At 69.3% G+C, this 14,310-nt stretch carries 13 protein-coding genes; 1 reads left to right on the top strand and 12 read right to left on the bottom strand.

The window, feature by feature from the left end; genetic code table 11:
- Positions 1 to 506: 506 nt before the first annotated feature.
- The 11 genes from WS78_RS23540 to WS78_RS23590 form a co-directional block, all read right to left on the bottom strand.
- Positions 507 to 1,811, bottom strand: a complete 1,305-nt coding sequence (locus WS78_RS23540) for a lytic transglycosylase domain-containing protein (RefSeq protein WP_226377294.1) — start codon at positions 1,809 to 1,811, stop codon at positions 507 to 509.
- A complete protein-coding gene (locus WS78_RS23545; protein WP_059582120.1) occupies positions 1,714 to 2,856 on the bottom strand; it encodes an EscU/YscU/HrcU family type III secretion system export apparatus switch protein in 1,143 nt (380 codons plus the stop codon). The genes WS78_RS23540 and WS78_RS23545 overlap by 98 nt, the downstream gene beginning before the upstream one ends.
- Positions 2,853 to 3,635, bottom strand: a complete 783-nt coding sequence (gene sctT, locus WS78_RS23550) for a type III secretion system export apparatus subunit SctT (protein WP_059582117.1) — start codon at positions 3,633 to 3,635, stop codon at positions 2,853 to 2,855. The genes WS78_RS23545 and sctT overlap by 4 nt, the downstream gene beginning before the upstream one ends.
- Positions 3,636 to 3,645: 10 nt before the next feature.
- Positions 3,646 to 3,915 carry an EscS/YscS/HrcS family type III secretion system export apparatus protein gene (locus WS78_RS23555; protein WP_038747825.1) on the bottom strand — a complete coding sequence of 90 codons (270 nt, stop codon included), beginning with the start codon at positions 3,913 to 3,915 and terminating at the stop codon, positions 3,646 to 3,648.
- Positions 3,916 to 3,933: 18 nt separating this feature from the next.
- Complete coding sequence (gene sctR, locus WS78_RS23560) at positions 3,934 to 4,584, bottom strand: type III secretion system export apparatus subunit SctR (protein WP_038747822.1); 651 nt, start codon at positions 4,582 to 4,584, stop codon at positions 3,934 to 3,936.
- An 85-nt stretch (positions 4,585 to 4,669) separates the two neighbouring features.
- Positions 4,670 to 5,824 carry a FliM/FliN family flagellar motor switch protein gene (locus tag WS78_RS23565; RefSeq protein WP_059582113.1) on the bottom strand — a complete coding sequence of 385 codons (1,155 nt, stop codon included), beginning with the start codon at positions 5,822 to 5,824 and terminating at the stop codon, positions 4,670 to 4,672.
- Positions 5,805 to 6,398, bottom strand: coding sequence for a hypothetical protein (locus WS78_RS37225; protein WP_059582109.1), 594 nt, complete (start codon positions 6,396 to 6,398; stop codon positions 5,805 to 5,807). The genes WS78_RS23565 and WS78_RS37225 overlap by 20 nt, the downstream gene beginning before the upstream one ends.
- Before the next feature lie 16 nt (positions 6,399 to 6,414).
- Positions 6,415 to 6,798, bottom strand: a complete 384-nt coding sequence (locus tag WS78_RS23575) for a hypothetical protein (protein WP_038747816.1) — start codon at positions 6,796 to 6,798, stop codon at positions 6,415 to 6,417.
- Positions 6,771 to 8,180, bottom strand: a complete 1,410-nt coding sequence (locus WS78_RS23580; protein WP_059582104.1) for an EscN/YscN/HrcN family type III secretion system ATPase — start codon at positions 8,178 to 8,180, stop codon at positions 6,771 to 6,773. Before WS78_RS23580 ends, WS78_RS23575 begins: the two co-directional genes overlap by 28 nt.
- The gene (locus tag WS78_RS23585) at positions 8,167 to 10,254 is read right to left on the bottom strand and encodes an EscV/YscV/HrcV family type III secretion system export apparatus protein (protein WP_059582101.1); all 2,088 of its coding nucleotides are present in this window, start codon (positions 10,252 to 10,254) and stop codon (positions 8,167 to 8,169) included. The genes WS78_RS23580 and WS78_RS23585 overlap by 14 nt, the downstream gene beginning before the upstream one ends.
- On the bottom strand, positions 10,251 to 10,619 hold the full coding sequence (locus WS78_RS23590) for a secretion protein (protein ID WP_226377295.1): 369 nt from the start codon (positions 10,617 to 10,619) through the stop codon (positions 10,251 to 10,253). The genes WS78_RS23585 and WS78_RS23590 overlap by 4 nt, the downstream gene beginning before the upstream one ends.
- A gap of 160 nt (positions 10,620 to 10,779) precedes the next feature.
- Here WS78_RS23590 and WS78_RS23595 point away from each other — a divergent pair, with 160 nt between their 5' ends.
- A complete protein-coding gene (locus WS78_RS23595) occupies positions 10,780 to 13,551 on the top strand; it encodes a two component system sensor kinase (protein ID WP_038747810.1) in 2,772 nt (923 codons plus the stop codon).
- A gap of 20 nt (positions 13,552 to 13,571) precedes the next feature.
- On the opposite strand, the gene WS78_RS23600 is transcribed toward WS78_RS23595, so the two are convergent.
- The gene (locus tag WS78_RS23600; RefSeq protein ID WP_038747807.1) at positions 13,572 to 14,222 is read right to left on the bottom strand and encodes a two component system response regulator; all 651 of its coding nucleotides are present in this window, start codon (positions 14,220 to 14,222) and stop codon (positions 13,572 to 13,574) included.
- Between the last annotated feature and the right edge of the window lie 88 nt (positions 14,223 to 14,310).

Genomic DNA, 14,310 nt, shown 5'->3' on the forward strand with positions numbered 1-14,310 from the left:
ACATCGCGAACATCGCGAACGAGCGGTGCAGGTCGGGCGCTTGCGACGAGAACGCGTGGTGCGCGCGGAGAATCACGAGCGCTGTCGAGACACAATGCGCGCGTCGATGCGCAAAGTCGCGAGGCGGGGGCGTGGCTGGCATGGAGCCGATTCGGCGCGGCCGTCGGAGCACGGGCGGGCGTTGACGCGGGCGGCTCGCGCGACAGCGCAACGAAGGAAATCGATGTCCGGGGATGCGCCGTGCACGACGAAGCGCTGCATCGCTGCTGCACCGAAACACCGAAACACCGAAACGCCGCTCGTCAAGGATGCCGGACGTTCCACCGGCTCGCGCGCACGCGCGCCATGCGACGAACTCGCCCTTCAGCGCTCGATGCATACGCCGATACCGTTCGAGCCGCGCGCCGAGCAGATCCGCCGATGCGGGCTGCGGCCGATACGTCTGCGCGATCGGCGGCGCGACGCACTCGCCTCGACGCGCACGCGCAGCCGCGCGCATGCGCGCGTCACGGCGCGGAACGCGCGGGCGTCGACAGCAGCAGCCTGCCGAGTTTCGCGAGGAGCGCGCCGGCGGTGAGGCGCGGCGCATCCGGGCGCGCGGCGCGCGGGCGCGTCGCGGCATCGACGCTCGCGCGGGACGAACCGTCGCGTCGCGCATCGTCGGGCGGCGGGCATGCGCTGCGGTAGCACGCGAGCACCTGCCGCACGTAGTCCTGCGTTTCCCGATATGGCGGAATCCGGCCGCGGTACTTGCGTACCGCGCCTTCGCCCGCGTTGTACGCGGCGAGCGCGAGCGTCAGGTCGTCGCCGAATTCGCCGAGCAGCCATTTCAGATAGGTCGCGCCGGCGCGCAGGTTCGCATGCGGATCGCGCAGATCGTCGAAGCCGAAGCGCGCGCCCGTGGCGGGAATCACCTGCATCAGGCCGGTCGCGCCCTTCGGCGATATCGCGTTCGCGTCGTAGTCGGATTCGACGCGGATCATCGCGTGCAGCAGCTTCGCGTCGAGACCGAATTCCCGGGCGACCGTCGCGACGAGCGCGTCGTAGCGCGTGGGGCGCGACGGCGGCGCCGCGGCGGACGCGAGAGGCGCGGCGGGCGACGCCGCGTTTCGTGATGCGGCCGCCTCGACGGTGCGAACGTCGGTGTCGTCGGCGAGGCTCGCATGTTCGTGCGACGTGGAGCCGGAGGATCGCGAAGGCGAAGCGGAAGTCGACCGCGGGGGCGACGCCTGCTTCGCCGCATGTCCCGCCGAGTCGTCAGTCGAGTTTTCCGTCGTGTCTTTCGTGGTGTCTTTGGCGGTGTCTTTCGCGGTGTCTTTGGCCGTGTCCCTCACCGAGTCATTCCCCGAGTCCTTCGCCGTGTCGTCGGCAAGCGCCGCGCGAGACGACGCAAACGCGCGTGCGGCCGCATCGGCCGGCTCGATGGAGGGCGTCGCGGCGTTCGTCGAAGGCGGAGCGAACGCCGAAAGCGCGGCCGTGTTCGCATCGGAGCGACCGCCGGCCGCCGCACTCGATTCCTCGACGTCCTCGACGTAAGGCGTCCAGACGAGCGGCGCTCGCGCCTCCTGCGCATGCGCGCTTCGCGCGTCGATGCCGACGGTCGCGAGCGCGAAGGCGATCGCGAGCGCCCGCGACGTGCGCGATGACGCAACCGCCAGCGGAGCGCGCGCCGCTCGCGTCCGGCGCGGCGCGCTCCGCCGCGCCGCACGACGCTCAGCCGCTTGCATCGTTGCGGGAAGAATGCGCGCGTTCGTCTCGCGCGACGCGACCGCCGTCATCACGACCGCAGCCATCGTCATCGCTGTCGTCATCGCCATCGTCGTACGGCAACTGCATCGCGACGCGCAGCACGTGCGCGACGGCCTCGAACAGGTCGGGCGGAATGCGCTGCCCGACGCCGAGCCGGCTCGCGAGCGCCCGCGCGAGCGGCACGTTCTCGACGACGGGCACGCGCTCGCGCTCGGCGAGCGCGACGATGTGCAGCGCCATCTCGTCGCGGCCGATCTCGATCACCTCGGGCAGCGGCGTCTCGTCGCGCCGGTAATAGAGGCACACGGCGACGTGCGTCGGGTTGCGCACGACGACCGTCGATTTCGCGACGTTCGCGGCGAGGCTGCCGCTTTGCACCTCGCGATGGATCTCGCGCCGCTTGTGCTTGATCTCCGGGTTGCCTTCGGAATTCTTGAATTCCTGCTTGATGTCCTCGAGCGACATCATCAGCTGCTTCGTCGTGTTGTAGCGCTGGAACGCGAAATCGGCGATGCCGAACACGACGTAAAAGCCGATCAGCGCCGCCCACATCCAGTACAGCAGCTGCGTGCTGACCGCGAGCCCGCATTCGACGCTGCAAAGCGGCAGGAACTGCAGCGACGGCGCGTACTGCCGGATCAGATAGAAGAAGATCGCCGACAGCACGCCGACCTTGAACAGCGATTTCGCGAATTCGAACAGGCTCTTCAGCGAAAACATCTGCTTGAAGTTCGCGAGCGGATTGATCTTGTCGAGCGACGGCTTGATCGCGTCGACGGCGAGCAGCGGGCCGATCTGCGCGATCACCGCGACCACCGTCGTCGCGATCACGAGCGCCGCCATGCCGAGCGTGAAGCGGATCAGCGCCGCGCCGAGCGCGCGCATCCAGCGCGCGGTGGCGGCGGCGAAATCGTCGTTGACGACCGCGATCGACACGTCGACGAGCGCCTCGAACGCCTGCAGCAGATGCGCGCCCTCGAACAGGAAATAGCCGAGCAGCACCGCGAGCTGCGCGCCGCTCGTGATCTCGGCGCTTTTCGCGACCTGGCCTTTCTTGCGCGCGTCGGCGAGCTTCTTCGCGGTCGGCTTTTCGGTCTTCTCGCTCATTGCAGCATGCCGCAAAGATGCGCGATGCGCTCGGGCAGCCGCGCGATGTCGGCGAGCGGCAGCCGGAACGCGAAGCTCGCGCACATGACGACCAGCAGCAGCGCGAACGCGCTCTTGATCGGCATCGACAGGAAGAACACGTTCAACTGCTGCGCGGAGCGGTTGACGAGGCCGAGCGCCATGTCGACGAGGAGGATCGCCGCGAGCGCCGGCATCGCGAAGCGCAGGCACAGCTCGACCATCAGATGCCACTGCTGCGCGAAGAACGCGAGCGCGCCGGGGCCGAAGTGGAGCGCGGCGCCCGGCGGCAGCGTCGCGAACGACGCGTAGATCGTCGCGATCAGCGTGTTGAACCCGCCCGACACGAGAAAGAGCAGCGTGAACACTTGCGAGAACACCATCCCGAACGGCGACGACTGCGCGCCGAGCAGCGGATTGAGCACGCTCGCGATCGACGCGCCGCGTGTCGTGTCGATCAGGAAGCCCGCCATGTCGAGCGCCCAGAACGGGATCGCCGCGCAAAAGCCGATCAGCGCGCCGATGCACAGCTCGCCGAACGCGAGCCACAGGTAATGCGGCGTGCCGCCGGCCGCCTGGGGCAACGCCGGCCAGGCACCGTGAAACGGCAGCACGGGCAGCGCGATCATCAGCGCGAGTGCGTTGCGCACGAGCGCGCCGCCGAGCGTGGCCGGCGTGAAGACGGGCAGGATCAGCAGCGCGCCGAACGGGCGCAGCATCGCGATCGCGACGATCGGCAGCCATTGGACGAGCGTCTGCATGGGCGGCGCGCTACGATCGCATCCTGCCGATCTGATCGAAGCTCTGCAGCGTATAGTTGACGAGCACGTCGCCCATCCAGTGATACGTCGCGGCGAGCGTGACGGCGACGGCGAGCAGCTTGATCAGGAATTGAATCGTCTGGTCCTGCACCTGCGTGAGCGCCTGCACGAGACTCACGAGAATGCCGACGACCGACGCGACGACGACGACGGGCAGCGACAGCAGCAGCACGAGCCACATCATCTGCGCGGCGAGCTGGGTGACGACGGCTTCGCTCATGCGTGGCGGCGCGCGGCGTCAGGCGAACGACAGCAGAAGCTGGCCGATCAGCTTCTCCCAGCCGTGCACCAGCACGAACACGAGCAGCTTGAGCGGCAGCGCGATCGTCATCGGCGACACCATCATCATCCCCATCGCCAGCAGCACGTTCGACACGATCAGATCGATCGCGATGAACGGCAGGAACAGCAGCAGGCCGATCTTGAACGCTTCGATCAGCTGGCTCACGGTGAACGCGGGCAGCAGCACGAGCAGCGAATCGTCGGGAATCCGGTTGCGGTACGGCTCGGGCCAGGTCTTGTGGCCGATGTCCGCGAAGAAGCGCACCTGGTCCGGCGCGGTGTTGCGCTCGAGAAACGCGCGGTACGGCGCGAGGATCGTCTTTTCGACCTGCTGCGTGAAGTCCGGCGCGTCGATCCTGACCGGATGCGCGGCGACGTTGTCCTGGATCGCGAGCCCGACGGGCGCCATCACGAACATCGTCAGCACGAGCGCGAGCCCGTGCAGCGCGATGTTCGGCGGGATCTGCTGCGTGCCGAGCGCGTTGCGCAGCAGCGCGAACACGACCGACAGCTTGAGGAACGACGTGCCCAGCACCACGAGCAGCGGCAGGATCGACAGTGCGAACAGCACGGCGATCAACTGGAGGGGCTGGTCGAAAAGGTTCATCCACGAATCCGGAAAGGGCGATACGCGACGCATTATCGGCGCGCGTCGCGCACCGACCCATCCGGCCGACACCTGAAGTCGCGCGTCATGCGGGCAGCAGATGCTCGATGCGCACGGCGAGGCGCCCGCCGATGTCGAGCAGCGTGCCGCGCGCGAACGGCTTGCCCGCGACCTGCAGCGTGACGAGCCCGTCGGGCTGCGCGGGGCCGTCGAGCACGTCGCCCGCGCGCAGGCTCGCGAGCCGCGCGAGCGGCACGTCGATCGTCGCGACCTGCGCGACGACGCGCACGCGCGCGTCGAGCCGCAGCGGCGGGGCGTGTCCTTCGTGCCCGTCGTGCATGTCGGGCGCATCGACAGTGTCGGGCGCATCGAACCCGTCGGCTGCGCCTCGCGCATCCGGCAGCGCGGCAGGCTCGACATCGATGTCGAGCCAGTCATCGAACGTATCCATCGTCGTTCCAATCGTGTAAGGGCCGCGCCGGCAATCGAGCACGGTCGCGAGCGGGCGCTCGGCGAAGAGCGCGAGCTCGCCTTGCGCAACCGCGTATGCGTGTTGCAGCAGCAGCGCGTCGCCTGCGCGCACGCGCGAGAGCGTCGCCGTGTCGACGATGCTCCAGCCGGCCGCGAGCGAGAGCCGGAGCGCGGGCGAGGCCGCGCGGCCGCCGTGCGGCGGCGTGCGCGGCGGCATGGCTGAAGAACCGACCGGCGAATGGGGCGGCAGATCGATCGGCTCCAAATCGATCGGCTGCGGATCGACCGGCAGAAAATCATCCGGCAGCGGATCGAGCCCGTTCGCGAGCCGTTCGAGCCATGCGAGCGGAGCGTCGACGATCCGCATGTCGAGCGCCGCATGCTCGCGCTCGATGCGCAGCGACCACGCGGGCTCGGCCGCGCACGCGCCGCGCTCGATCGCGTCGGCGCACAGCCACGGCACGCCGAACGACGCGAGATCCGGCTCGATGCACGCGCACGTCCACGCGGCGAGCGCGCCGCGCAGCTCGACGGGCACCGCGTCCCAGTGCGGCACGCTCAGCACCGGCTCGATCCATCGGCACCACGGCGCGGCGTCGACCCATAGGCGCACGGGGCCGTCGTCCGTGCGCGCCGACAGGATCAGGCCGTCGCCGCCCGCGCGCAGAAAGCGCAGCGCGAGCGCGCCGTCGCCGAGCGCGAGCCGCCGGCCCGCGCCGACCGCGCGCAGCAGCGCGAGCGTCGTGCGATCAATCCGCAGCGGCTGCATCGGACCACTCCAGCGTGACGGGCTGCGCGAAACGTGCGGCGAGCGCCGCCTCGAGCCGGCCGCGCATCCGCCGCGCCCGCGCCCGCAAATGCGCGTGCTCGCCGCCCGAATCGAGCGCGACGACGAGCGCGCCGCCCGCGAAGCGCGCGCGCAGCGTGAGCCCGGCGAGCGGGCCGTTCGCGATGCGCAGCGTCAGCACGTCGGCGGGCGACGGGCGCGGCGCGGCGGGCGCGCCGTCGAACCGCGCGCCCGCACCGCCTGCCGGCGCGCGTCGAGCGTGCGCGCGCGAGCCGGCGGCTGCGGCGCTCGAGCCGTCCGAGCCGCTCGAATCACCCGAGTCACCCGAGTCACCCGAGTCACCCGAGTCACCCGAGTCGTTCGTGCGGATCGCCGGCGCGTCGTCGGCGGGCGTGCGCGGTGGCCGCGCGTCGCCCGGCCCGGCGTCGAGCCAGGCGCAAAACGCATCGGCGGCGTCGCCCGCCGACATCTCGCTGCGATCCGGCGCGCGCGCGGCGTGCGGCGCGCACGGTCCGTACGATTCGCGCAACCGCGCGCCCGTCGTCATCGTTTTCACGGCGCACCTCGTCGCGTCATTCCAGCAGCGCGTTCAGTTTTTCCTGATCGACGAGCGCGCGGCGCAACTGATCGAGCTGGCCGTCGCGTTCGAGCCTCAGCGCCTGCCACTGCGCATCGACCGCCTCGATCCGGTCGGCGAGCGTCTGGTCGCGTTGATGAAAGCCCGCGAGCTCGCGCTTGAGCGCCTGCAGCGATGCGTAGTCGTGCACCGCGTCCTCGTCCGCGCACTCGCGCCATTCGACCCAAAGCGCGCGACGCGCCTCCAGCAGGCTCGCCTTGCTTGCAAGGAGCGTCGCCTCCTGTTGCTCGAGCATCGCGAGCGTGCTGCGTATGCTGCGCTCGCGACGCTTCTTGATTGTCACGAGCGTGGTCAGCGTTGACCGTCCACCGTTGTCCATAACTGATCGATCGTCTGTTCAAACGTAGTCTTCTCCGTCACCGGCTGGCACAGGAAGCGGCGGATCGCGTCGCGCCGCGCGAGCGCGTCGTCGGCTTCCGGATCGCGTCCCGGCTGATATTCGCCGACCCGCACGAGCAGCTCGATGTCGCGATAGACGGCGTCGAGGCGTCTGAGCCGCGCGGCGAGATCCCGATGGCGCGCATCGACGATCTGGCTCATCACGCGGCTCACGCTCGCGCCGACGTCGATCGCCGGATAATGGTTCGCCTGCGCGAGCTTGCGCGACAGCACGATGTGGCCGTCGAGGATCGAGCGGGCCTCGTCGGCGACGGGCTCGTTCATGTCGTCGCCCTCGACGAGCACCGTGTAGAGCCCGGTGATGCTGCCCGTTGCGGCGGGCCCCGCGCGTTCGAGCAGGCGCGGCAGCCGCGCGAAGAAGCTCGGCGGATAGCTGCCCGCCGCGGGCTTTTCGCCTGCCGCGAGGCCGATCTCGCGCGCCGCGCGCGCGAAGCGCGTCAGCGAATCCATCATCAGCAGCACGTCGCGGCCCTGGTCGCGGAAGTGTTCGGCGATCGCGGTCGCCGCATACGCGGCCTTCAGCCGCTCGAGCGCCGGGCGATCGGACGTCGACACGACGACGACCGCGCGCGCGCGCGCCTGAGGCGTCAGCACGCGTTCGAGAAACTCGCGCACCTCGCGGCCGCGCTCGCCGATCAGCGCGAGCACGGTGACATCGGCGAGGCTGCCGTCGCAGATCATGCCGAGCAGCGTGCTCTTGCCGCCGCCCGCGGCCGCGAAGATGCCGATCCGTTGCCCGCGCCCGCACGTGAGCACGCCGTCGATCGCGCGCACGCCGAGCGGCAGCGGCGTGTCGATCACCGCGCGCGCGAGCGGGCCGGGCGCCGCGCGATCGAGATCGATCCGCGCGGCGTCGGCGGGTATCGCGGGGCCGTCGTCGAGCGGCCGGCCGAGCCCGTCGACGACGCGCCCGAGCAGAAAATCGCCGACCGCAATCCGGTGCGGCCGCCCGAGCGCGCGCACCGCGCTGCCCGCCGCGATGCCGCGCGGTTCGGCGAACGGCGACAGCAGCGCCGCGTCGCCGTCGACCGCGACGACTTCGGCGTCGATCCCGCTCGGCTCGAGCCGGCACAGATCGCCGAAGCCGACGCCCGGCAGCGTCGCGCGCACGAGCGTCGGGCCGATCTCGACGACGCGGCCGAAGCGCACGCCGGCCTCGGGCGCGACGCCGCGCGGCGCGAGCCGCGCGTCGACGAGCGCGGCGACGCGCGCGCGATCAACTAGGCGATCAAGTAGGCGATCGAGCGAGCGATCGCGCGGGTGATCAGGCGGGTGATCAAGCGGGTGATCAAGCGGGCGCATCGGCGAGCTCCCCGATCAGATCGGCGGTGCCGATCACGCGCAATTCCGCCTCGTCGCCGATTTCCTGAAACGACAGCACGGGCAGATCGCCGAACTCGCGCTCGACCATCTTGCGCATGAAACGGCGCACGTCGATCGCGGTGACGAGCACGGTGCGCCGCAAATCGGCGTCGGCGAGCGCGCCTTGCAGGCGCGTGACGATCGCGTGCGTGTGCTCGGGCGCGAGCGACGAATACGAGCCCGCGGCCGTCTGCCGGATCGATTCGCGAACCATCGATTCGATGCGCTCGCCGATCATCCAGCAGCTGATCCACGGTTGGCCCGCGCGATGGCGCGTCGCGATGTGCCGCCGCAGCGCGACGCGCACGTATTCGGCGAGCATCACGGGGTCCTTCTCGCGCGGCGCCCATTCGACGAGCGCCTCGAAGATGCCGCGCAGATCGCGCACCGACACGCGCTCGTCGACGAGCCGCTGCAGCACGTCCGCGATCCGGCCGATCGGCATCTGGCGCTGCACTTCCTTCACGAGCTCCGCGTAGCGCGCCTCCATCGCGTCCATCAGGAAGCGGGTTTCCTGCACGCCGATGAACTGCGCGGCGTGACGCTCGACGACGAGCGACACGCAGTGCGCGACGCGCGCCTCGTCGCGATGAACGGTGACGCCGAGCGCGGCGAGCGCGTCCGCATGAGCGGGGTCGATCCATTGAAGCCGCAACTGCGCGAACGGCAGCGCCTCGACGCGCACGCGCTGCGCAACGCTTGCGCTGCGCGCGTCGGCGAGCCATTCGTTCGCCGGCATCGCGAGCGTGAGAACGGGCTCCTGATAGAGCAGGATCTGCACGGCGTCGGCGGCGAGCCCGGCGTCGGCTTGCAGATGGATCTCGGGCAGCGGCAGGCCGAGCTGCTCGAACGTGCGCGCGCGCAGCGCGTCGAGCGCTTCGGCGAGCTTCGCGGGCCGCACCGCCGTTTCGCCGTGGCGGATCATCAACGGGATCGCGCCCGGCGTCAGCGCGAAGCCCGGCGAGCCGGGCGCGTGTGCCGCGAGCGCGCCCGCCGGCGCGGCCGCGCCGTGCGCCGCGGTGCCGATGCCCGCCGCGCCGCGCTTCGCGCGCCGGCGCAGATGCCACGCGCAGCCGAACACCAGCGCGGCGAGCGCGACGAAGTAGACGACGGGAAAGCCCGGCAGCAGCGCGAACACGAGCAGCACCGACGCGGCGAGCCAGAGCGCCTGCGGCTGCTTGCCGATCTGCTCGGCGAGATCGGCGGCGAGCGGCTGGCGCGTGTCGCCCGGCACGCGCGTGACGATGATGCCCGCGGTGATCGAGATCAGCAGCGCGGGAATCTGGCTGATGAGGCCGTCGCCGATCGACAGGATCGCGTACGTCGACATCGCCTGGCTCGCGCTCATGCCGTGCATGAACACGCCGACCGCGGTGCCGCCGAGGATGTTGACGAGAATGATGATGATGCCCGCGATCGCATCGCCCTTGACGAACTTCATCGCGCCGTCCATCGCGCCGTAGAGCTGGCTCTCCTTCTGCACGAGGCCGCGCAGTCGGCGCGCGTCGTTCGCGTCGATCGTGCCCGCGCGCAGGTCGCCGTCGATGCTCATCTGCTTGCCGGGCATCCCGTCGAGCGAGAAACGCGCGCTCACCTCGGCGACGCGCTCGGAGCCCTTCGTGATCACGATGAACTGAACGATCGTGATGATCACGAACACGATGAGGCCGACGCCGAGATTGCCGCCGACCGCGAAGCTGCCGAACGTGTAGACGATCTCGCCCGCGTCCGCCTGCAGCAGGATGAGACGCGTCGTGCTGATCGTGAGCGCGAGCCGGTAGAGCGTCGTGATCAGCAGCAGCGACGGGAACACCGAGAATTCGAGCGGATCGCGGATGTACAGCGACATCATCAGCAGGATGATCGACACCATCAGGTTGAACGCGATCATCAGGTCGACGAGGCTCGTCGGCAGCGGCACGATCATCATGAACACCGCGACGAGCAGCATCACCGCGAGCACGATGTCCTGGCGGCCCGCCGCGCGCGCGAGCCACGGCGCGAGCCGTTTCATGCGGCGTCTCCGGCGTGCGCGTCGAGCAGGCGCCGCATCGTCCGGTGGCCGGCCAGCCAGTCGTCGACGTTCGTGTCGCGCGGAAACGCGCAGCTCACGACGAGCTGCGTGCCCGCCGCGAACGCGCGCAGCACGAGGCCCTGCATGCGCATCGGATCGCACCGCGCGATGACGCGAATCAGCGCGTCGCGGCGGCGCGCGGCGTCCACCGCGCTCGCGAGCGACAGCGTGAGCCGCCCGCCGTCGACTTCGACGAAAAGGCGCGTACCCGCCACGGCGAATTCCATGCGCTCGGCGATGCGCTCGCAGGGCAAATCGAGCAGGCGCAGCAACTGCTCGAGTCGGCGTTCCGTTTGCAAATCCATTCGGTTCCTTCGTACGCCGAAGATGCGTCGTGAGACAAGGTCGAGACATCTTCGCGAATCGGGCCCGAGCGGGGCATACGGTAAAGACCTGAACCGGCCGGCGCGCGAAAATGCAAAATGCGATAATTACGCCGCAGATGTTGCGGGGTACACATCAATAATGAGTGCATTGTGGGAAAAGTCGCTGACCGCGCGGATCATGGTGATCCTGAGTTGCGCGATGACGGCTTTCTGGCTGTTGTCCGAGTCGATCGGCTTTTATTTTCGATACATCGAGGCGCAAAGAGAGCTGCGCAGCGAGCTCACCTGGCAGCTCGAATCGATCGCGCAGGAGGAAAGCCGCCGTTACGAATACGCCGAGCGCCAGGCGCGGATGCTGCTGTCGTGGTGGAACATGCTCGACGACCGGATCATCCTGCGCCCGAAGGCGCAGGCTTCGGGGCAGCATGCGATTTTCGTGCCGTTCAAGGACGCGAAGGGCGATCGCGAGCTCGTCGATCGCGCGCGTGAAATCGTCGAGATCTACGGGCACGCCGATCCGCGCAACCGGATGGACACGTTCCTGCTGCTGCCGACGGAAGGCATCGTGCTGTTCGAGCCGGAAAGGATGTCGAAGAACGACATGCAGCGCAAGATCGCCGCGCTGGCGACGCTGCGCACGCTGCCGAAGCTGCCCGTCGTGCATTGGGGCGCGGCGATCACGGATTCGAAGGGCGTGCTCCGCGCGGCGGCGGCCGTCGTCGATCCGCACACGGGCATCGTCGCCGGCCAGAATCTGCGGGTGGGCGACATCCCGTCGATCGCGAAGGACATGGGGCTCGAGGCGCCGCCGCGCTTCGCGCTGCAATCGCAGGCGGGCGACGTGTTCTGGATGGGCGCCGACACGCCGATGAAGCCGCCGCCCGCGTTCGTGCTCACGCCGAAGTGCGACCGCACGAACTGGAATCGCCGGGGCAACTACTATGTGATCTGCACGCCGCTGTCGGGCCCGAACTGGCAGCTCGCCGCGATCTATCCGGTGAGCGCGGTCACGGACAAGGCGATGTCGCTGCTGCCGCTGACGACGCGCTGGACCTTCGTCGTGCAGCTGCTGCTGATCGCGTTCGTCTACGTCACGCTGCAGCGGCAGCTCGGCCGGCCGCTGCAGCATTTCGTCGACATCATCGACGCGCAGCGCGAGGGCGACCTCGGCCGCCGCCTGCCGACCGGGCGCCGCGACGAGCTGGGCCGGATCGGGAGCGCGTACAACTCGCTGCTCAGCACGGTCAACGCGTACTACAAGACGCTCGAGAGCAAGGTGCGCGAGCGCACGCGCGAACTCGCGGAGGCCAAGCGGATCGCCGAATCGGCGAGCCACCGCAAGAGCGAGCACATCGCGAGCATCAGCCACGAGCTGCGCACGCCGCTCAACGGGATCGTCGGCGCGCTCGCGCTCCTGAATCGCAGCGCGCTGCAGGCCGAGCAGCGGGATCTCGTGCGCGTCGCGCAGCAGTCGTCGTGCTATCTGCTCGGGATCGTCAACAACGTGCTCGACTTTTCGCGAATCGAGGCGGGCCAGCTCGAGCTCGCGAGCGAGCAGACCGATCTGCTCGCGCTGCTCGACCAGGCGATGCTGACGATCCACATCCGCGCGCACGAGAAGAGCCTCAGCCTGCGGACCTTCGTCACGTCCGACGTGCCGCGTCGCGTGTGGCTAGACGGCCTGCGCGTGCGGCAGATCCTCATCAACCTGCTCGGCAACGCGATGAAGTTCACCGAGCAGGGGCACATCCACCTGAGCGTCGAGCGCCGCGCGGACATGCTCGCGTTCGTCGTCGAGGATACCGGCAAGGGCATTCCGGACGAATACCAGCTCGACATCTTCAAGCCGTTCGTGCAGGTGCGCGCGCACGACAGCGGCAACGGCCTCGGCCTGCCGATCGCGTCGCGGCTCGCGAACCTGATGAACGGCGAGATCCTGCTCGACAGCAAGCTCGGCAAGGGCACGCGCTTCACGGTGCTGCTGCCGCTGCAGGCCGATGAAATGCCGCCCGCGCCGCTCGCGGGCCATCTCGTCGCGCCGGCCGCGCTGCACATGCAGCTGCGCATGTGGGGGCTGCAAGTCGACACGGGCGACAACGTGCAGTTTCCGATGCCCGAATCGGGCTATCTGCCGGGCAAGCTGTGGGACAAGGTCGTGCTCGCGCTGCGCGGCGAGGCCGTGCAGGAAGAGGTCGCGCCGAAGGCGATCTGCCCGTGGTCGCTGAAGATCCTCGTCGTCGACGACGTCGCGGTCAATCGCGACATCGTCGGCAAGATGCTGCGCGAGCTCGGGCATCGCACGCGCGCGGCCGCGTCCGGGCAGCTCGCGCTGAAGCTCGGCCGCTCGCACGTGTTCGATCTCGTGCTGATGGACGTGCGCATGCCCGAGCTGGACGGCATGGCGACCGCGAAGCGCTGGCGGCACGTGGCCGAGGGCGTGCTCGATCCGGATACGCCGATCGTCGCGCTGACGGCGAACGCGTCGCCCGCCGAGCACGAGCGCGCGAGGGCGGCGGGAATGAACGGTTATCTGACGAAACCGGTTTCGCTCGAGCAGCTGGCCGACATGATCAATCAGGTCGCGTCGACGCAGCTCGCGCGCGGTGTCGAGCTCACGCCGAACGCGAAGTCATGCTCGCCGCTCTTCGATCTGAACGACGCCGCGATGCGCGAGAAGCTGCATCAGGCGCTCGTCGATCTGCACCGGCAGATCGACGCCGCATGGCACGCGAATGACGTCGCGTCGATGCTGAACGTGCTGCATGCGCTGAAGGGCTGCGCGGGCCAGGGCGGGCTCGACCTCGTGCGCGAGGCGGCCGAGCAGCAGGAGCGTCAGGTGCGCGCGGGCGGCTGGACGAGCTGTCAGGACGTGCGGGACCTGGCGGAATTGATCTCGATTCAGTTTGCGTGACCGCAGCGGCGGGCGCCGCGTCAGTGCAGGCCGAGGCGGTGCGCCCAGTTGGCGAGCTCCGCCGCGTTGTGCGCGTCGAGCTTGCGCATCAGGTTCAGTCGATGGGTCTCCACGGTCTTGATCGTAATCGTGAGCTTCTCGGCGATGTCGCGGTTGCGGCAGCCTTCGGAAATCAGTTTGAGCACCTGACGTTCGCGCGGCGTGAGCGCGACCGCGCCGTCGGCAACGGCCTTGGTCGTGACCTGCTCGACGTTGAGCGCCGGATCGATCACCGTGTGGCCGCGCCACACTTTCCAGATCGCGTCGAGCAGCGTCTGCTTCGAGCTGTTCTTCAGCAGGTAGCCGTTCGCGCCGGCCGCGAGCGCGGCGCTCGCGCGATGTTCGGTGGTCTCGGCGGTGACGACGAGGATGCCGAGGTCCGGCCAGCGCCGCCGCAACTGATGGATCACGTCGAGGCCGTTCATGCCGGGCAGGCCGAGATCGAGCAGCACGATGTCGGGATCGAGCCGCTGGCACGCGGCATAGACGTCGAGGCCGTTGCTGATTTCGTCGACGACGGACAGCGGCGGCGAAGCATCCAGCAGGTTCTTGAGGCCCAACCGCAGCAGGGGATGGTCCTCCACGACCAGGATGCGTATCTCGGCGGGAGCGGCGGTGTGCGTGAGAGCCATGGGGCGGGTGCCAGACGATGATGAAAAATTACTCAAGGCGTCCGAAATTCAGGTGATGACCGGATCGATTCTATCAAGGTCTATCTTG

It is taken from the genome of Burkholderia savannae, from assembly GCF_001524445.2.
Lineage (GTDB): Bacteria > Pseudomonadota > Gammaproteobacteria > Burkholderiales > Burkholderiaceae > Burkholderia > Burkholderia savannae.